At 71.0% G+C, this 18,728-nt stretch carries 12 protein-coding genes; 5 read left to right on the forward strand and 7 right to left on the reverse strand.

Annotated features, from left to right (window positions below; translation table 11 throughout):
• Window positions 1-118 precede the first annotated feature (118 nt).
• Window positions 119-559 (forward strand): CoA-binding protein, encoded by a 441-nt coding sequence (locus OV079_RS31880; RefSeq protein ID WP_267772894.1) that lies wholly within the window; start codon window positions 119-121, stop codon window positions 557-559.
• Between the two features lie 159 nt (window positions 560-718).
• On the opposite strand, the gene OV079_RS31885 is transcribed toward OV079_RS31880, so the two are convergent.
• The 3 genes from OV079_RS31885 to OV079_RS31895 all read right to left on the reverse strand — a co-directional run bounded on the left by OV079_RS31885 (window position 719) and on the right by OV079_RS31895 (window position 4,410).
• Window positions 719-2,107, reverse strand: coding sequence for a DUF1552 domain-containing protein (locus OV079_RS31885; RefSeq protein WP_267772895.1), 1,389 nt, complete (start codon window positions 2,105-2,107; stop codon window positions 719-721).
• Between the two features lie 3 nt (window positions 2,108-2,110).
• A complete protein-coding gene (locus OV079_RS31890) occupies window positions 2,111-3,805 on the reverse strand; it encodes a DUF1592 domain-containing protein (protein WP_267772897.1) in 1,695 nt (564 codons plus the stop codon).
• A 233-nt stretch (window positions 3,806-4,038) separates the two neighbouring features.
• Window positions 4,039-4,410 carry a glutaredoxin gene (locus OV079_RS31895; protein ID WP_267772900.1) on the reverse strand — a complete coding sequence of 124 codons (372 nt, stop codon included), beginning with the start codon at window positions 4,408-4,410 and terminating at the stop codon, window positions 4,039-4,041.
• A gap of 259 nt (window positions 4,411-4,669) precedes the next feature.
• Here OV079_RS31895 and OV079_RS31900 point away from each other — a divergent pair, with 259 nt between their 5' ends.
• The 3 genes from OV079_RS31900 to OV079_RS31910 all read left to right on the forward strand — a co-directional run bounded on the left by OV079_RS31900 (window position 4,670) and on the right by OV079_RS31910 (window position 12,039).
• Complete coding sequence (locus OV079_RS31900; RefSeq protein WP_267772901.1) at window positions 4,670-8,098, forward strand: VIT domain-containing protein; 3,429 nt, start codon at window positions 4,670-4,672, stop codon at window positions 8,096-8,098.
• A gap of 206 nt (window positions 8,099-8,304) precedes the next feature.
• Entirely contained in the window at window positions 8,305-10,659 is a 2,355-nt protein-coding gene (locus OV079_RS31905) for a DUF4215 domain-containing protein (protein WP_267772902.1), read from the forward strand.
• A 510-nt stretch (window positions 10,660-11,169) separates the two neighbouring features.
• The gene (locus tag OV079_RS31910; RefSeq protein WP_267772903.1) at window positions 11,170-12,039 is read left to right on the forward strand and encodes a hypothetical protein; all 870 of its coding nucleotides are present in this window, start codon (window positions 11,170-11,172) and stop codon (window positions 12,037-12,039) included.
• A gap of 125 nt (window positions 12,040-12,164) precedes the next feature.
• On the opposite strand, the gene OV079_RS56370 is transcribed toward OV079_RS31910, so the two are convergent.
• The 3 genes from OV079_RS56370 to OV079_RS31925 form a co-directional block, all read right to left on the reverse strand.
• Entirely contained in the window at window positions 12,165-13,370 is a 1,206-nt protein-coding gene (locus tag OV079_RS56370; protein ID WP_267772905.1) for an adenylate/guanylate cyclase domain-containing protein, read from the reverse strand.
• Complete coding sequence (locus OV079_RS56375; protein ID WP_267772907.1) at window positions 13,367-14,605, reverse strand: adenylate/guanylate cyclase domain-containing protein; 1,239 nt, start codon at window positions 14,603-14,605, stop codon at window positions 13,367-13,369. The genes OV079_RS56370 and OV079_RS56375 overlap by 4 nt, the downstream gene beginning before the upstream one ends.
• Window positions 14,606-14,777: 172 nt before the next feature.
• Entirely contained in the window at window positions 14,778-16,358 is a 1,581-nt protein-coding gene (locus OV079_RS31925; RefSeq protein ID WP_267772909.1) for a cellulase family glycosylhydrolase, read from the reverse strand.
• Window positions 16,359-16,588: 230 nt separating this feature from the next.
• Between OV079_RS31925 and eno the strand changes: the two genes are divergently transcribed.
• Entirely contained in the window at window positions 16,589-17,878 is a 1,290-nt protein-coding gene (gene eno / locus OV079_RS31930; RefSeq protein ID WP_267772911.1) for a phosphopyruvate hydratase, read from the forward strand.
• 207 nt (window positions 17,879-18,085) lie between these two features.
• On the opposite strand, the gene OV079_RS31935 is transcribed toward eno, so the two are convergent.
• Complete coding sequence (locus tag OV079_RS31935; RefSeq protein ID WP_267772912.1) at window positions 18,086-18,568, reverse strand: hypothetical protein; 483 nt, start codon at window positions 18,566-18,568, stop codon at window positions 18,086-18,088.
• Window positions 18,569-18,728 lie beyond the last annotated feature (160 nt).

The raw sequence follows: 18,728 nt of genomic DNA on the forward strand, positions 1-18,728 counted from the left end.
GAGCGAGTCATGAGGGGGACCCAAGGGTACAGCGAGCCCATGCGACCCGGACAGGGCGACCCGCCGGAGGGGCGCACCGGACCTCGCCCACACGGCCCGACCATGGCACCCTGGTCGCGTGTCTTCGCCCCCCGACCCCGAGCTGCGCGAGATCCTCGCGCGCACGCGCACGATCGCCGTCCTCGGCGCGCACACCGACCCCAACAAACCCGCGTGCTACGTCCCCGACTACCTGCACGACGCGGGGTACATCGTCCGCGCCGTCAATCCCGTGTTCGCCGGCCGTCGCATGTGGGACGCGACCTGCGTCGGCGCGCTGACCGACCTCGGGCTCGCCCCCGGCGAGCTCGACCTGCTCGACGTGTTCCGCCGCCCCGAATTCCTCTTGGGCCATGTCCCGGAGATCCTCGCCGTCAAGCCCAAGGTCGTGTGGCTGCAGCTCGGCATCCGCCACGGCGAATTCGCGCGGACCCTGCGCGACGCCGGGATCGTCGTCGTCGAAGATCGCTGCACCCTCGCCGAGCACCGCCGCCTCGGCCTCCCGCGCCGCGAAGCGTGAGCGCGCGCTTTCGCGCGTCCGACCGCGGGCAGGGTCGGAACCGACGCGAACACGGGCTTTCCGACATGTCCTGACGGACATGTCCTGATGCACACGAAACAGCGAGACCCGCGAGGCGAACCTCGCGGGTCACGTTCGGGGCCTCGCCGGCCGCTCCGCTCACGCGATCATCGCGTCGATGACGCCGGGCTCGAGCTCGGGGTCGCCGAAGTCTTCGACCAGCTCGCCGGTGACGGCGCTGAGGATCGTGTTGTGGAACTGGTTGTGGGTCACGCCGCCGGCGTCGATGTACTGGCCGGTCTTGAGGTAGCCGCCGCAGCTGCCGGCGCACACCCACGGGATGTTGTTGTAGGTGTGGCTGACGCCGGCGCCGAGGTCGTTACACCAGATCGCCACGGTGTCGTCGAGCAGCGTGCCGACGTCGGTCTGCAGCGCCGACAGGCGGTCGAGCAGGTGCTTGAACAGCTTGGCGTGCTCGCGGTCGATCACGTGGTGCTTCGACTGCGCGTCGGGGATCGGGTCGCCCTCCGAGCCGTCGGCGTAGATGCGGTGGGAGATCTGGTGGAAGCGGGGCAGCTGGACGCCGTCGATCCAGTACTGCGTGCCGTCGTTGCCGTCGCCGATCTGCAGCGTCGCCGCGCGCGTGTAGTCGCACGAGAACGCGAACGCGATCAGGTTCATCTGCATGCGCGTGATCGTCTGGATCAGCTCGTCGGCGCCGTCGTAGTCCTGCTGCGCCTCCATCTCCATGATGTCGGCGTCGCTGGGCAGCTCGCACAGCAGCTCGATCTCGAGGTCGCGGATCGCGTCGAAGTGGATCTGCAGGCGGTCGCGGTCCTGCTTGCTCATGTCTTGCTTGGACATGAGCGCCTGCATCTGCTCGCGGACCAGGTCGTTGACGCTGGTGCGGCGGGCCTTGATCTTCATCGCCACTTCTTGCGGCAGCGCGGTGATGCCGACGATCTTGGTGTACACGCTCCACGGGTTGCGGTCGGCGGCGCGCAGGTCCTTGGCCCCGCGGTAGCTGAGCACCTCGTTGATGTAGCCCGCCATGCGGCCGGCGTAGAGCGTCAGCGGGTCGGGGTTCGACGCCGGGTTGAGCTCGCGGGCGATGCGGTTGTCGACCGACTCGCCCATCGCCAGCGACAGGTTGCCCTTCGGGTCGTCGGACACCTTGGCGGCGGTGAGGCACTGGTTGCCGCCGCCGGAGTGGCCGCAGCCGTTGCCGGGGAAGCCGAAGCGGGTGCCGCGGACCAGCAGCAGCTTGTCGGCGTAGTCGGCGAGCTCGTTGACGGCCCGCTCGGCGTCGACGGTCGACAGGCTCTCGGTGGTGACCGCGCCGAGCTCGTTCGGCCAGAAGCGCTCCGGCTCGCCGTTGTCGGCCTGGGCGCAGCCGTTGGCCTGGCGCACGTACACGCAGTAGCGCGGGCGCTCGGTGGCCGCCTTGACGTCGCGGGGGAACAGGCTCGGGAGGAACGGCAACGCGACGGTGGCGCCGCCGATGCCGGTGATGAAGGCGCGTCGGGACAGGTTGCTGGGAAGTCGCATGGCTTACTCCTTCACCGGGGCGCGGAAGCGGAACGCGTCGCTCGTCGTCAGCTCGACGATGAGCTCCTTGATCGAGTACATGCCGTCGCGCGAGCCCTCGGCGAGGCGCTTGATCTCGGCGTTGTCCTGCAGCTTCGGCACGCGGCCGTAGCCGTACTCGAGCAGGTGCGACACGTAGCAGCGGTGGGCCTCGTCGCTGCTGGCGATGAGCTTCGCCAGCTCGACGCCGCCGTTGAAGCTCTGCTTGCCCTGCACGAAGTTGAACGAGCCCGTCGCGTCGACCGGCTTGCCGGCGTCCATCGTCTGCCAGCGGCCGAGCGGGTCGTACTGCTCCATCGCGAACCCGAGCGGGTTGATGAGGTAGCCGTGGCACGCCTCGCCGCAGGTGCCGACGCCGGTGTGGCGGTCGATGAGCTCGCGCAGCGACTCGCCCTCCATCGCCGGCGGCGGCGGCGGCACGTTGTTGGGCGGCGGCGGCAGGCCGGTGCACAGGATCTGCAGGTTGAGGAACACGCCGCGGTGGATCGGGTCGTTCTGGGTCGAGCTCGCGTTGGCGGCCAAAAACCCGAGCTGCGTCAGCACGCCGGCGCGCTGGCTCGGGTCGAGGTCGGCCTTGACGAGCTGGTCGGTGAACTGCCCCTGCGCCCCGTAGAGCGCCGCCGTCGTCGCGTTGACGAAGCTGTACGGCGCCGCCAGCAGCGTCGCCAGGTCGCCGGTCTCGTGCGTGAACACCACGTCGTCGACGAACATCATGGTCTCCTGGACCATCATGTCGCGCATCGACTCGGCGAACTCGGGGAACTTGTCGGCGCTCTTGTTGATCTTCGAGTAGCTGTCGACCTTGAGCGTCTGGAAGTGGAACGACGCCACCATGTCGTGCGCGCGCTGGTCGTCGAGCATGCGCGCGGCCTGGGCCTCGATGCCGGCGACCGAGTCGAGCGAGCCGTTCTTCGCGGCGTCGAACAGCTCCTCGTCGGGCATCGTGTCCCACAGCATGTACGACAGCTTCGACGCCACCTCGTAGCTGTTCAGCGGGATGTTGCCGTCGGGGTCGGCGACGTCGCTGACCTCGACGCGGTACAGGAAGTACGGCGACTGCAGGAACGTCTGCATCACCACGCGCACGCCCTCGAGCACCGGGTCGCCGCCGCCGAGCGCCACGCCCTCGGCGAACACCTGCATGTGGCGATCGATCTCCTCCGGGGTCAGCGGGCGGCGATACGCCCGCGGGCCGAACGACTCGATGAAGCCGCGCCCGCGCGCGTCGCTGTCGCCCTCGCTCGGGACCAGCAGCGCCACCAGCTCGGCGTCGCCGATCACCTGCTCGGCGATCTCCTCGGCCGCGCGCTGGTAGTCGGTCCACAGCGTCGCCGACACCACCAGCTTCTCGCTGTTGTTGTCGTAGCCGCCGCTGATCGGGTCGCCGATGAACAGCGACGACTTGCCGGTGGTCTGGTCGAGCAGCAGCAGGTCGCGGATCGAGTTCTCCCACTGGCGATGCGACAGCCGCGGCACCCGCGACGACTCCGGCAGCTCCGGCAGCTCCGTGCCACCGGTGTCGGTGTCGGAATCGGGGCCGCCGTCGGTCGGCTGGTTGTTCGTCGTCGCAGCCGTGTCGCTGTTGCCGCTGCCCTCGGTCGCGCCGCCTGGGCCGCCGGATCCCTCGGTGGGATCACCGTCGGTCTGCTGCCCCGACATGCCGGAGTAACACCCGGTCGACAGGCAAAGTCCCACGGGCCAGGCCGCCATGGACCGCCACCAAAGCGCTCGTCGTCGCTGAGCCATACGGACGCAATGTCCCGGCAGCAGCCGGCGATGTCAACCGTGGGCGATCCCCGATGGACTGGTAGCGACGCTACGGGGGCCGACGGCCCCGTGATCTGCGTGTGCAGCCGCGCCGAGGGGCGCGGTTACGACCGACGAAATGCTTGTCAGTGGGTGTCTCGCAGCCGCTGCAAGCTGCCGTCGGCGAGCATGCGCTCGACGTCCGTGAAGCCGCCGATCAGCGTGCCGCGCACGAACACCTGCGGGAACGTCGAGAAGCCCGACCACAGCTTGATCGCCAGGCGCTCCTTCCACTGGCTCAAGTAGCTGCCGTACTCGAGGTACGTGAACGGCACGCCTGCGGCCTCGAGCGCCCGGCGGGCCTTCTTCACGAACGGGTTCTGGGCCATGCCGACGACCACCACCGGGTCGCGGGCGATCGCCGCGGTAACCGCGTCGACGACGTTGCGGTGGAAGCTCTGGATCTGCTCGCGCACGTGCGGCGCGAGCGAGGACTCGGGAAGAAGCGGGCGGGACATGGGCGCGAAGGGTGAGCGCCGGATCCGCCCGTGGCAAGCATCCGCGCGCGTGCGCCCGCTCGCAGGCCGGCGTGAGCGATCTGCCCGAAGGGCCCTGTAAGCCGCGGCGACGGTCCGGCGCGCGCCGTCGAGTCCGCGCGAGAACGGCATTCATCACCCTCGTACACGCCGGTCTCGGGCGTGTGCGCGGGAAGACCCGCCGCGCCGACGATCGCGTTGCAGGCCGACGAACGATACCCTCGCCATCACCGGAGAGATCATGCGCCGTCACATCCCGCTCGTCGTCTGCCTCGGCCTCGCCGGCCTCGTCGCCTGCACCGGCCGCCCGGGCCCTTCGGACTCCACCTCACAGACACAGTCGCAGTCGGAAGGCGAGTGCAAGCTCGAGTGGCGCGCCCCCGATCCCCAGCCGAGCGCCGGCGTCGCCCCCTTCTCGCTCACCACGCAGGACGGCACCGGCCTCAAGCTCCTCAGCGTCAAGAGCCGCGCCGTCGTCGAGGACCCGCTCGCCTTCACCGAGCTCCACCTCGCCTTCCAGAACCCCAACGATCGCGTGATCGAGGGCCGCTTCGAGATCAACCTCCCGCCGAACTCGGCGATCTCGCGGTTCGCCATGTTGATCGACGGTCGCTGGCAGGAGGCCGAGGTCGTCGAGCTGCAGGCCGCGCGTCAGGCCTACGAGGACTTCCTCCACCGCCGCCAGGATCCGGCCCTGCTCGAGAAGAGCGCCGGCAACCGCTTCAGCGCGCGCGTGTTCCCGATCCCCGCGCGCGGCGTCAAGGAGATCATCGTCTCCTACTCCGAGGAGCTGACCTCGAGCAGCGAGCCCTACCGCGTCTACCTGCGCGGCCTGCCGCAGCTGCAGGACCTCGACGTCGAGGTCGTCGTGCCCAAGGGCGGCGGCGTGCACGAGAAGACCCGCATCCACGAGACCAACTTCATGCCGCAGCAGGACCTCGAGCTCGCCACCAGCCGGCGCGCCCCCGAGGTCGGCCTCCGCTACGACCGCCTCGCGGTCGCCCGCATCACCCCCGACGTCAAGCTGCCGCAGGTCCCCGTCACCGGCGTCACCTTGCTGTTCGACACCAGCGCCTCGCGGGCCCTCGACTTCAAGGGTCAGGTCGCGCGCCTCGGCCAGCTCGTCGCCGAGCTGCGCGGCGCCGCCGGCGTCGACTTCCCGCTCACCGTCGCCTGCTTCGACCAGGGCGTCGAGCAGGTCTTCTCCGGCACCGCCAGCAGCTTCAGCGCCGACGCCCAGAACGCGATCTTGAAGCGCGGGGCCCTCGGCGCCTCCGACCTCGCCGGCGCCCTGCGCTGGGCCGCGAATCAATCGAAGGTCCACGACCGCCTCATCCTCGTCGGCGACGGCGTCGCCACCGCCGGCGCCCTCGAGCGCGACGGCCTGCGCGCCGCCGTGCAGGAGCTCGGCCGCGCCGGCGTGCATCGCCTCGACGCCGTCGTCGACGGCGGCCTGCGCGACGAGGCCGCGCTGCGTCAGCTCACCACCGCCGGCCTGCAGAACGCCGGCATCCTCGTCGACGCCCGCCTGCCCGCCCCGCTGGTCGCCTCGCGGCTCGTGCGGGCCACCCAGGCCGGCGTCAAAGTCCATGTCCCCGGGGCCACGTGGGTGTGGCCGCAGACGCTCGCCGCGGTGCAGCCCGGCGATCAGTTCCTCGTGTTCGCCGACCTCCCCGTCGACAAGCCGATGCGCGTCGAGCTCGGCGAGCGCGGCGAGGATGTCCGCGAGGTCAGCCTCGGCACCGGCGAGCGCCCGCTGCTCGAGCGCGCGTGGATCCGGGCCAGCATCGACCGCCTCACCGCGATGATGGGCCACGAGGCCGCCGGCGACGCCAAGGCCAAGGCCGACCTCAAGCAGCAGATCATCGGCCTCTCGACCCGCTACCGCGTGCTGTCCGACTACACCGCCTTGCTCGTGCTCGAGACCGACTGGGACTACCAGCGCTTCGGCATCGATCGCACCGCGCTGGCGGAGATCCTCACCGTCGGGCCCGACGGCGTCGCCGTCGTCGACCGCACGCGCCTCCCCGACAAGCCCGTCGTCGCCCAGCCGATCGCCCCCGAGGAGCCCGTCGCGCGCAACCGCGGCGACGGCGAGGCCGAGGAAGACGGCCCGCTCGGGTGGTTCTTCGGCGGCGAGAAGAGCAAGGCCAAGAAGGAGTCCGCGACCGTCGCCACCGCCGCCAACGCCGAGCCGGCCTTCGAGTCCAAGCGCGACGCGATGCCGCTGCCCAAGCCGGCCGAAGCGCAGGCCAAGGGCGATCGCGGCGGCAGCGACCCGGAGATGGCGCAAGTCGAGCAGGCGATCGGCGGCAGCCCCGCGCCGGGCGGAGCGCCCGAGCGCGACGGCGACGATCCCTTCGCCGCCGCGCCTCGTGACGAAGCGGCGAACGATGGTCCCTCACACGCGGCACCGCCGCCGCCCCCCGAGCCGCCGCCCATGGCCGAGCCCGCCGCGCCCGCCCGCGTCGTCGCCAGCGAGGACTCGCCCGACCCGGTGATGCGCGAGGTCGCTGACGACGCCCGCCGCCCGGCGACGACCCGCGCCGCCGCGCGCCGTCCCCCGCACCCGGACCACTTCCACGAGGCGCCGCCCTGGAACCCGACGCCGCAGCCCACCTTCGAGCAGCCCAAGCCGGCCGACGCGTGGGAGGGACGTTTCGCCGATGTCATGGTCGACGTTCGCGCCGGCCGCGCCGCCGACGGTCTGGCCAAGGCCTGGGCCTGGCGCGACAGCAACCCTGGTGACGAGCTCGCGCTGCTCGGCCTTGGCGAGGCGGCAGAGGCGGTCGGCGACCGCGCCCTCGCGGCTCGCGCCTACGGCTCGCTCATCGACCTGTTCCCCGGGCGGACGGACATCCGACGCATGGCCGGCGAGCGGTTGGAGTCGCTCGGCGACGTCGGTCTGCAACTTGCGATCGACACCTATGCGCAGGCCGTGTCACAGCGGCCCGACCATCCTGCCAGTCACCGGCTCTACGCCTTTGCGCTGCTCAAGGCCGGGCGGCACGCCGAGGCCTTCGCGGCCGCGCTCGCCGGCGCCCGTCGCAGCTACCCCAGCGGCCGCTTCGCCGGCGTGCAGCAGATCCTCGAGGAGGACCTCGCCCTGATCGCGGCCGCCTGGCTCGCCGCCCGCCCGGGTGACGCCGCCGCGCAGTCGGCGATCGCCGCTGCCGGGGTCACCCCCGACCGCAGCCCCTCGCTGCGCTTCGTTCTCAGTTGGGAGACCGACGCCAACGACGTCGACTTCCACATCTACGACGGCAAGGGCGGCCACGCCTTCTTCAGCCAGAAGCAGCTGCCGACGGGTGGCCGCCTGTACGCCGACGTGACCACGGGTTACGGCCCTGAATGCTTCACGATCCCCGGCAACGCCGCCGCCTTCCCGTACGTGCTCCAGGCGCATTATTACAGCCGCGGGCCGATGGGCTACGGCATGGGCAAGCTGCAGGCCGTGCAGCACGACGGCAAGGGCGGTCTCGCCTTCATGGAACACCCGTTCGTCATCATGAAGGACCGCGCGTACGTCGATCTGGGCCGCGTCGACCGGCCGCTGTCGGAGCTGCAAGTCGTCGTTCCGCGCCTGCCCTCGGGCCCCGACCCCAAGGGCCAGCCTTACGCACCGTACACGCCGCCGCCGCCTGCTCCGCCGCCGCCTTCGCGCTATTAAAAACCTCGCGCGCGTGACGGCCTCGCGCCGGACGTGCGCGTGCGATTTTGCTCCGTGACGACGCCGTGCCCGTTCTCGGGTACGGTTTCGTATTCCGACGATCCAGACGGATCCACCGCGTCGCTACCACTGCTGCCCGTGGGTCTTTTGTCCCGGGCCGTAACGAACCACCTGGTTTCTTCATCACTCGTCCAATCGAGGCTCGCATGTCCCGCTCTCGTGCTTTCTTGTTGAAGCTCGTCGCTCCCCTCTGTCTGTCCGCCGTCGGTCTCGTGGCCTGCGGCGACAACAGCAACAGCTCCAATTCCAACAGCAACAGCGCGTCGAACTCCGGCACCGGCACCGACGTGACGTCCGGGAGCATGACGGAGCCGACCGTCGGCAGCGCGAGCATGTCGGCCAGCGAGGCGACCGACGGCACCGCGGGCATCTCCGATTCGAACTCGGGCGTGCCGACCACCAGCGGCATGGGCATCTCCGACTCGAACTCGAGCGACACGATGCCTGACGACACGACCACCGGCATCGGCGGCGGCGGCTGCGGCGACGGCATCCTCGACCCTGGCGAGGAATGTGACAGCGGCCCGAACAACGGCGGCGGCAACGAGTGCAAGCTCGGCTGCATGCTCAACTTCTGCGGGGACACGTACATCGGCCCCGGCGAGGAGTGCGACAACGGGGCCGAGAACGGCGACATGAACTCGTGCAAGCCCGACTGCACGAAGGCCTTCTGCGGCGACGGCAAGGTCGGCCCCGGCGAGGGCTGCGACGACGGCAACCAGAACGACGCCGACACCTGCACCAACGTGTGCGCCCTGGCCAGCTGCGGCGACGGCATCATCTCCGCCCAGGAGCAGTGCGACGACGGCAACCAGAGCAACGACGACGAGTGCACCAACAACTGCACCGCGGCCAAGTGCGGCGACAACTTCGTCCAGAACAGCAACGGCGAGCAGTGCGACCAGGGCGCCAACAACTCGAACACCGGCGACTGCACCCTCGCCTGCAAGCCCGCGACGTGCGGCGACGGCCTCCTTCACAACACCGGCAGCGGCGACGAGGAGTGTGACCTCGGCGCGGGCAACGGCCCGGGCCAGCAGTGCAACGCCCAGTGCAAGCAGAACACCTGCGGCGACGGCGACAAGAGCCCGACCGAGCAGTGCGACGACGGCAACAACCAGGGCGGTGACGGCTGCACCTCGCTGTGCAAGCTCGAGGAGTGCGGCAACGAGGTCGTCGACCCGGGCGAGCAGTGCGACGACGGCAAGAACGGCGACCAGGACGACGGCTGCACCGACGCCTGCGCCCTGCCGAAGTGCGGCGACGCGATCGTCCAGCCGAGCCTCGACGAGCAGTGCGACCTCGGCCCGGGCAACAACAACGCCGGCGCCTGCACCCTCGTCTGCACCGCGGCCAAGTGCGGCGACGGCCTGATCTGGCAGAACCACGAGGAGTGCGACGACGGCGTCAACAACTCCAACAGCGGCACCTGCAAGGCCGACTGCACCAAGCAGTTCTGCGGCGACGGCCACGTCGGCCCCGGCGAGGCCTGCGACGACGGCAACCAGAACAACAACGACTCCTGCACCAACGTGTGCAAGATGGCCAAGTGCGGCGACGGCTTCATCCAGCCGGGCGAGCAGTGCGACAACGGCGGCCTCAACAGCAACACCGGCACCTGCACCACCGCCTGCCTGACCCCGAAGTGCGGCGACGGCTTCATCCAGCCGAGCAACAACGAGACCTGCGACGACGGCCTCAACAACGGCGACAGCAAGGCGTGCCTGTCGACCTGCGTCCCGGCCAAGTGCGGCGACGGCAAGACCTGGGTCGGCCAGGAGGAGTGCGACGACGGCAACAACGTCAACACCGACCTGTGCACCAACATGTGCAAGGCGGCCAAGTGCGGCGACGGCATCACCCAGCCGAACGCCGGCGAGACCTGCGACGACGGCAACGCCGACAACACCGACCTCTGCACCGTCTTCTGCGTCCCCGCCAAGTGCGGCGACGGCTACAAGCAGCCGCAGAACCAGGAGCAGTGCGACGACGGCAACAACGTCAACGACGACGCCTGCAGCAACGCCTGCAAGACCCCGACCTGCGGCGACAGCATCGTCCAGCCGGGCGCGCCCTACAACGAGCAGTGCGACAACGGGGCCAACAACGCCAACGACAAGGCCTGCAACGCCACCTGCAAGAAGACCACCTGCGGCGACGGCACCAAGCAGACCCCCAACGGCAACGGCCAGAACGAGGTCTGCGACGACGGCAACCAGTCGAACGCCGACACCTGCAACACCACCTGCGCCAAGACCACCTGCGGCGACGGCATCACCCAGAGCCCCAACGGCAACGGCCAGGCCGAGGAGTGCGACGACGCCGACCAGTCCAACGCCGACGAGTGCAGCAACTCCTGCAAGCGGACGTTCTGCGGCGACGGCATCATCCAGAACGACCCCAAGAACGGCAGCGGCCAGGTCGAGATGTGCGACCAGGGCGCCCAGAACGGCACCCAGGGCTCGTTCTGCAGCTCGACCTGCCAGATCAAGCCGGCCTGAACCAAGAGGCCTCGCCAGGCCCCCGCGCGCCGCGACCGGCATGTCCGCAGGGACATCCGCTCGCGGCGCGCCGCGCTCTCGGGCACATGTCCCGAAGGTCATGTCGCGGCCGAGGGCGCTCCGGGGCGGCGCGAGGTCGTCGGTTCGAGCAGTCGCATCGTTCCGCTCTTTTTGAAACGGTCCCTCTGCCGGCTCGGCGGCCGCCGAAGGCTCCGCTCCTCAGGGAGCCCTCGCGTCCCCGCGCTCGCGCCACGAGCCGCGGCTGAAGGCCGACGGCCTCACCGTCCGGCAGCGAGCACTGGCACGAGCCCGCGAAGGAAGCTCGAGCGTCCGGCGAGGTCGCTCGCCGGACGACCCGGCCGAGCTCCAGGACGCGGCACCGCGACCTCGAAACGCCGCGCTCGGAGCTCGCGGAGGTGGCCCCGTTCGTCCTCCCGTCCGACCTGGTCGTTTGCACAGAGGAACCACAAGACCGTTGCGAACCTCCATGAGCCCGGTATCATCCCGCCGATGTTGTCATGCCTGCAGCGAGCGAGCGCATCGCTCGTCGTCCTCACCCTGTTTTTCGCCAGTATCCCCGCCCACGCCCAGCCCGTGGAGGTCGTGACCACGCCCGCGGAGCAGCCCGCCGATCGCGTCTATCTGAGCAACGGCGGCATGGTCCAGGGCTCGATCCTCGAGGTCTTACCGAATGATTCGTTGACGATCGTCTCGGCCGCGACCGGCGACCGCAAGTCGTTTGCGTGGTCGGAGCTCGCCGCCTACGAGCAGGGCGGCCAGCGCGTCGAGATCGGCGCAGTCTCGGCCCCGGCCCCGCGCGAGGAGCCGGCGCCGGTCTACGGCCCGCGCCTCCATATCGAGACCACCAAGCCCGCCTCCGTCCATCTGTACGAGATCACCGGCGAGATGGTCGCCCACGGCGCCAACGTCACCGTCCACGGCATCCAGTACCGCCCCGTGTGCGCGGCCCCGTGCGACAAGGTCATCGACACGAGCGGCGGCAGCTCGTACTTCTTCGGCGGCGAGGGCCTCACCACCTCGAACCGTTTCAACCTCACCGACGCGCGCGGCGACGTCACCGCGGTCGTCAAGCCGGGCCGCAGGGGCCTGCGGACCGGCGGCATCATCACGATGAGCGTCGGCCTCGCCCTCATGGCGCTGGGCGGCGGGTTGTTCGTCCTCTCCAAGAGCCGGGCCGATCGCGACGAGATCCTCGGCGAAGGACCGGCCGAACCGCCGAAGTACGGGGCGCCGATCGGTCTGCTCGTCGGTGGCGCCGCCGCCCTCGCCGGCGGCATCGTCATGCTGGTCCTCGGCAAGACGCGCTACAAGCTGAAGACCGGCGGCCTCGGCCTGCTCCGCCCGCTCCGCTTCGGCTGACCTTTCGGACAGCCGTGCATCCTCCGGCTGACCGAAAGGCCAGCTTCGACGCGGCTGACCTTCGACCGCGAGCCCGCTCGGCCCCGCCGCCTGAACCGCCTCGCGCTCCGGCCCGCGTCCCGGGATCAGGCCGGCACCGCGGCGGTCGCCGGGCTGCGATAGCCCTCGGGCTCGCCGCGGACCACCGCCGCACGTTCCTCCGCAGTCAGCTCGGCCCAGGTCGCCGCGTCGACCACGATCTGCTCGGGGGCCGCGCGCTCTTCCATCGCGAACGCCGCCTCGATGGCCGCCCCCCACATGTCATAGGCGAGCTTGTTGGTGCCGACCACCCCGGCGATCACCTCGCCGGTGCCGATGCCGATGCGCACGCGGATCTCCCGGGCCTGGCAGGCCTCGGCGCGCTCGACCGCCGCGCGCATGCGCAGCGCCAGGTCGACCGCCGCGCGGGCCGACGGCGGCCCGTCCGTCAGCCCGACCGCCGCCACGTAGGCGTCGCCGACCGTCTTCACCTTGTCGGCGCCGCGCTCCTCGCACACCGCATCGAACGCGCCGAAGGTCGCGTTGAGCACGCGGACGATGTCCTCCGCGGCTGCCTCTTCGGCCAGGCGAGTGAACCCGGCGATGTCGCACACCACCACGCTGACCGGCGCGTGGCGGCGCCCGACCCCCTCGCCGCCCTCGCGCAGCGCCGCCACGAAGTCGGCCGGCAGCACCGTCCCGAGCAGGGCGTCGGTGCGCTGCCGCAGCGCCCGCAGCTCGTCGCGGGTCCGCGCGGTCACCCGCTGCGCGTAGTATGTCGCCACCGCGGTCGCCACCGCCACCAGCGAGATGTTGATCTGGAAGTTGCTGCGCATGTCGTCGGGCGCCAGCACCATCGCCGGCACGACCTCGAACGCGAAGCAGAAGCCGAGGAACGCCGCCGCGTTGAGCCCCGCCACCGCCAGCGCGGTCCGCCGCCGCGCGCTCGGGAACAGCATGAACGTCAGCACGATCACCGGCATGTACCAGTACTGCAGCCCGTAGCTCGGCCCGAACAGCGACGCCGCGCCCGCCGTCGACAGCAACGTGTACAGCGCGAAGATCACCGCCCCCGGCGCGTGGTGCCCGCGCGCCGACAGCCACAGCGACAGCGCCGGCGGCACGATCCCCGCCGACAGCGCGTAGGCCACCGCCCCCGGCGCCGTCGCCCCGTAGGTCACGCTCAGCAGCACCGTGATCATCGTGAAGCCGATCGCCAGCAGGCACAGCCCGTGGAGGAACACCACGTGCTGGCGCTCCAGCGGGGCGGCCTGCGGCGCGAGCCCGAGGCGCAGCAGTCGACCGAGCGTCACGGCGAGCGCCCTGCCTTGCGCGCGCCGCGGACGAAGTACGTCTTCATCGCTCCCTTGCCCTTGATCTCCACGCTCTCGCGGCCGCTGCACTCGAAGCGGTGGTTGATCTTGGCGAACGTCAGCGGCGAGACGTGGACCTCGCCGGCGGTCCCGTGCATCTCCATGCGCTGGGCCGTGTTGACGGTGTCGCCCCACAGGTCGTAGATCGGGCGCACCTGGCCGATCACGCCGGCCACCACCGGCCCCGAGTTGACCCCGATGCGCACCGCGATCCCCGGCGTCGCCGCGAACTCGTCGCGCAGCGCCAGCGCCATCGCCACCAGCACCTCCGCGTGGTCGGGGCGGTACACCGGCAGCCCGGCCGCGGCGACGAAGTTGGTCCCGGTGGTCTTGATCTTCTCGGCCCCGAACTCGGCGCAACGGCGATCGATCGCCGCGATCACGGAATGCAGCCGCGCCAGGTAGGCCTCCGACGTCTGGCCCTCGGCCGGGCGGTCGAGCCCGATCACCCGGCAGAACAGCACCGACGCGTCCCCGTGGCGCTCCGCGATCTCCTGCTCGCCCGCCTGCAAGCGGCGCCCGATCTCCTCGGGGAACACGCTGCGGAGCAGCCGCTCCGACTTGGCCCGCTCGAGCTCGAGGTCGTCCTCGGCCAGCGCGTTGAACGAGCGCGAGCCGTAGCCGACCAGCAGGATCACCGCCACCAGCATCGCCTGGTGCAGGTATTGATAAGGCCCGTACAGCGCCACGCGGCGGGCCAGGTCGCCGTCGAGGTCCCAGCCGTAGACCAGCACCGCCAGGCAGATCGACGCCGCCAGCGCCGTGCCCAGCGCCGCCGTCTGCTCGCGGGTGGGGAACAGCAAGAACGGCAGCGCCGCCGCGAGGATCAGCAGGAAGAAGTTGCCGTAGTCGAGCCCGATGGTCCACGAGCCCATCAGGATCGACGTCATCAGCGTCCCGTGGAACGCCAGCGCCGCGTCGCGCGGGCGGCCGCGGACGTGCAGCGCGAACACTGCCGCGAGGCCGCCGACGGTGACGAGCAGGTGGACCAACAATTCGGGGTCGAGCGGCCTGCCGGTGCCGAAGTGACCGACGCAGCTCATCACGATCCCGAGCAGCGCCAGCGCGTTCTGCAGGCGGATCCGCCGCCCGTCTTCGCGGGACATGTCCTCGCGGACACCGGCCCGGACGGCCCGCGACAACGCCGCTCGCACCCGCAGGACCGCGTTCGTCACGTCGCTGCCACCTTACCGGAAACACCCGCGAGCGTCCCGCCGAGCCCGGCGCCGCCGCGGCTCGAAAACGAACCGAACGCGCGGGGCGACCCGACCCCGCTCGCGGTCACGACATTCCCCCGAGGACATGTCCCGAAGGTCATGCGGACAATTGTTCGCCGTCCCGCACCGCTCAATCGACGACCGTCACGCGCACCTCGACCTGGGCCCCGTCCGGGGCCTGGACGCGCAGCTCGCCGCGGCTCGGGTCGAGCGTCCAGCAAGCGCCCTCCGGACCGGCCTGCGTGGTCAGTTCGATGTCGAGCGAGGCGGCGTCGAAGCGCCGCGTCGGCAGGGCGATCTCGCTGATCCCGCCGTCGCCGGTCCAGCTCGCCGTGGCCGTCTTTTGGTCCCAGGCGAACGCGCTGTCGGTGCCTGCGACCGCGCGCAGGTACGGGCGGACGAACACGTCCAAAGTGTCCCGCTCGCTGCCGTCGGCTTCGAGCACCGACAGGTCCTCCTCGTTCCACGCGACCTCGTTCTGCGAGCACTCCCACAGCGTGGCCGACAATCGCCGCGCGTCCATATGATCGAGGGCGCGGGCGAGCCACTCCTCGGCGCCGGTCGCCCCGTGGCCGTAGCCGAATTCACCGATGAGCACGCCCAGCCCCTCCGCCGCCGCGAAATCGGCGATGCTGTCGAGGAACGGCTCCGGCATCAGCCCCACCGCCGGCAAGCCCTTGACGAGCCCGGGGTCGTACATGTGCGCGGCGTACACGAGCCCCGAGCCCTCGGGCCGCACGTGCTCGATCGGCTGGAAGCCGACCGCGTCGGTCCCGGGGTTGTTGAAGAGGATGAGCAGCTCGTCGCCGGCCAGCGCTCGCAGCTGCGCCACCGCCTCGGTGTGGAACGGGTTCAGCGTCTCGTGCTTCCACGCCGCGACGTCGCCCGCGGTGCCCGAGCCCGGCTCGTTGAGGATCTCGAGCCCCACCACGCCGGGGTGGTCGCCCACCTTGGCGATCATCTGCCCCCACATGGCGAAGAACTTCGCGTGCAGGTCGTCCTCGCCGGCCCAGAAGCGGTCGAACGCGGCGCGCACGTCGCCGTCGAGGACGTACTTGAGCCCCCAATCGGCGTCCGGACAGGTGTGCGGCTCGGGCGGCGGATCTTGCGGCAAGGTCCACGGCGGGAAGCCGTCGCCGCAGAAGGTCGAGGTGTAGATGTCCTGGTGGAAGTCGACGACCACACGCAGCCCGTGCGACCACGCGACGTCGACCATGGCCGCGTAGCGGTCGAGGTAGCGCGCGTCGTACTGCCCCGGCGTCGGCTCGAGCGCCTCCCACGAGAACAGCAGCCGCACCACGTTGACGCCCCAGCCAGGCAGGCGGGCAAAGAACTGCTCCGCCTCGGCCGCGAACGCCGCCTGCTCGGCCTCGGCGTCGATCGGGAACGGCACGAACGGCGCCCACTTCGAGCGCCCGCCGGTGTTGACCCCGCGCAGCAGCACGTCGCGCCCGTGCTCGTCGAGCATCCGCCCCTCGGCGTCGAGGCCGACCCGCGCGCTGGTCAAAAGGACAGGTTCGATCGGGCTCTCGCACTCGCCCGGGAGAAGCGGCGCCCCCGTGGTCGTCGGCGCCGTCGTCGACGAGCTCGTCGGCCCCGTCGTCGCCGTCGTCGTCTCGGTCCCCGTCGTCGTCTCGCTCGCCCCGGCGCTCGAAGACGGATCTCCGCCGCAACCGATCGCCGCCGTCCACAGTACAAGCGCCCTGCGCATGCCGCATAGTAGGCGGTCGGCGACGGTCCCGCCCGCTCGCCCGCCCGCCCGCGGACGATCTCGTCGCCGCCGCGAGTGAGCAGCCGCGCGGCTGGCCGGCGCGGCCGCGGTTTCCCCGCGCGATCGCAACGTCTGCCAATTCGTTCAGCGCTTCGGCCCGGCCCGCGCGCCCGCTCGCCCCCGCGATCGGCTCTGGCCGGCGCCCACGCGGGCGCGCTACCTTCCCGCGCATGAGCGTCATCCTCAGCGTCCACGGGCGGGAGATCCTCGACTCGCGCGGCAACCCCACGGTCGAGGTCGAGGTCATCACCGATGAGGGCAACCTCGGCCGCTTCGCCGTCCCCTCGGGGGCCAGCACCGGCGAGCACGAGGCCCACGAGCTGCGCGACGGCGACGGCAAGCGCTACCTCGGCAAGGGCGTGCAGAAGGCCATCGAGCACGTCAACGGCCCGCTCGCCGACGCCGTCGTCGGCCTCGACGCCCTCGACCAGCTCGCGGTCGACCAGGCCCTGCTCGCCGCCGACGGCTCGGCCAACAAGTCGAAGCTCGGGGCCAACGCGGTGCTCGGCGTGTCGCTCGCGGTCGCCCGCGCGGCCGCCTTCGACGCCGAGCTGCCCCTGTTCCGCTACCTCGGCGGTCCGCTGGCCAACGTGCTGCCGGTGCCGCTGATGAACGTCATCAACGGGGGCGCCCACGCCGACAACAACCTCGACTTCCAGGAGACGATGTTGGTGCCGCACGGCTTCCCGACCTTCTCGGAGGCGCTGCGGGCGGGCGTGGAGATCTTCCACAACCTGAAGAAGATCCTGCGCGCGCAGAAGAAGGTCACGGCGGTCGGCGACGAGGGAGGCTTCGCGCCCGACATGGCCAGCAACGGCGAGGCGCTGGCGGTGCTGGTGCAGGCGATCGAGGCCGCCGGCTACCAGCCGGGCGTGCAGGTCAGCCTCGCCCTCGACGTCGCGGCCTCCGAGTTCTACGACAAGAAGAAGGGCGTCTACGTGCTCGCCGGCGAGGGCGGGCGCGAGCTCGACGGCGCCGCGCTGGTCGGCCTCTACGCCGACCTGGCCGCCAAGTACCCGCTGGTCTCGATCGAGGACGGCATGGCCGAGGACGACTGGGACGGCTGGCGCCTGCTCACCGAGCGCCTCGGCAGCAAGCTGCAGCTCGTCGGCGACGACCTGTTCGTCACCAACCCCGAGCGCCTGCAGCGGGGCATCGACGCCGGGGTCGCCAACAGCATCCTCGTCAAGGTCAACCAGATCGGCAGCCTCAGCGAGACCCTCCAGGCCGTCCGCCTGGCCCAGCACAACCGCTACCGCGCCGTCATCTCCCACCGCAGCGGCGAGACCGGCGACACCTTCATCGCCGACCTCGCGGTCGCCACCGCGGCCGGCCAGATCAAGACCGGCTCCGCCTCCCGCTCCGACCGCGTCGAGAAGTACAACCAGCTGCTCCGCATCGAGGAGCAGCTCGGCGAGTCGGCCCGCTACCCCGGCCCCGAGCTGTTCCGCCGCTCCTGAACCGGCTGTCTCTTCTAAAAAGACATGAGCGATCGGGCATGCCCGATCGCTCATGTTCTTCGGGCATGTCACCGAGGACATGCCCCTTCGCCCAGGCGATCGATCCCGCGGCGGCCGCCCGAATCGTCCGCCGCGCCGGGGAGGGACGCCCCCTGCGCGACCGGGCGAGGCCCGCGGGCTCGCGGCCTGCGCCGCGCCGAGTCCCGCTCAGGGCGTGGCGGTCTTGGTGGGCGCCGGGGCCGGGGTCGCGCCCGAGGGCGGGGTCGGCTTCTCGATCGTCATCGACGAGCGGGCGCCGCCCGGGAGCTCGCGGGTGACGGTGCCGCCGGGGGCGATCGTCGTGCGGGAGCCGTCGTCGGCGGTGACGATCATCGAGCCGTCGGCGGCGAACTCGGTGCGCTCGACCGACAGCGTCGAGCGCGAGCCGTCGGGGAACACGCGGACCTGCTTGCCGTCCGGCATGATGATCGTGCCGTCCTTCTTGATCTGGACCTTGCTGCCGTCCGGCTTGGTGACCGTGCCGTCGCGCTGGATCGTCACCTTCGAGCCGTCCGACGCGGTCAGGACCTTGGTGCCGCGGCCGCCGGGCTCCATCTTGTAGGCGCCGGACTTGTCGCTCGACACCTCCATCTCGTCGACGTCGCAGGCCGCGCCGGCGAGGGTCAGCGTCAGCGCCGCGGCCAGGTGCATGAGACGCAGGGGCCCGAGACGGGAGGGGCGCGAAATGGGCAGGATCATCTCCCGCTCAGCCTAACACGATCGGCGGGCCCGGAGACTCGCCCCGCGACGGGCGCAAACCGATGCGCGACCTGTCCGCTTGAGCAGGCATCCGTTCGCGCAGCCCGCGCTC

This window comes from Nannocystis pusilla, assembly GCF_026626665.1.
Lineage (GTDB): Bacteria > Myxococcota_A > Polyangia > Nannocystales > Nannocystaceae > Nannocystis > Nannocystis pusilla.

What these genes read in the sequence shown, in the direction of transcription:
- OV079_RS31890 (WP_267772897.1), bottom strand. Translation starts at nt 3,805, where the DNA reads ATGTCGGGGCAGCAGACCGACGGTGATCCCACCGAGGGATCCGGCGGC.
- OV079_RS31925 (WP_267772909.1), bottom strand. Translation starts at nt 16,358, where the DNA reads ATGCGCAGGGCGCTTGTACTGTGGACGGCGGCGATCGGTTGCGGCGGA.
- OV079_RS31900 (WP_267772901.1), top strand. Translation starts at nt 4,670, where the DNA reads ATGCGCCGTCACATCCCGCTCGTCGTCTGCCTCGGCCTCGCCGGCCTC.
- OV079_RS31885 (WP_267772895.1), bottom strand. Translation starts at nt 2,107, where the DNA reads ATGCGACTTCCCAGCAACCTGTCCCGACGCGCCTTCATCACCGGCATC.
- eno (WP_267772911.1), top strand. Translation starts at nt 16,589, where the DNA reads ATGAGCGTCATCCTCAGCGTCCACGGGCGGGAGATCCTCGACTCGCGC.
- OV079_RS31895 (WP_267772900.1), bottom strand. Translation starts at nt 4,410, where the DNA reads ATGTCCCGCCCGCTTCTTCCCGAGTCCTCGCTCGCGCCGCACGTGCGC.
- OV079_RS31910 (WP_267772903.1), top strand. Translation starts at nt 11,170, where the DNA reads ATGTTGTCATGCCTGCAGCGAGCGAGCGCATCGCTCGTCGTCCTCACC.
- OV079_RS31905 (WP_267772902.1), top strand. Translation starts at nt 8,305, where the DNA reads ATGTCCCGCTCTCGTGCTTTCTTGTTGAAGCTCGTCGCTCCCCTCTGT.
- OV079_RS31935 (WP_267772912.1), bottom strand. Translation starts at nt 18,568, where the DNA reads ATGCACCTGGCCGCGGCGCTGACGCTGACCCTCGCCGGCGCGGCCTGC.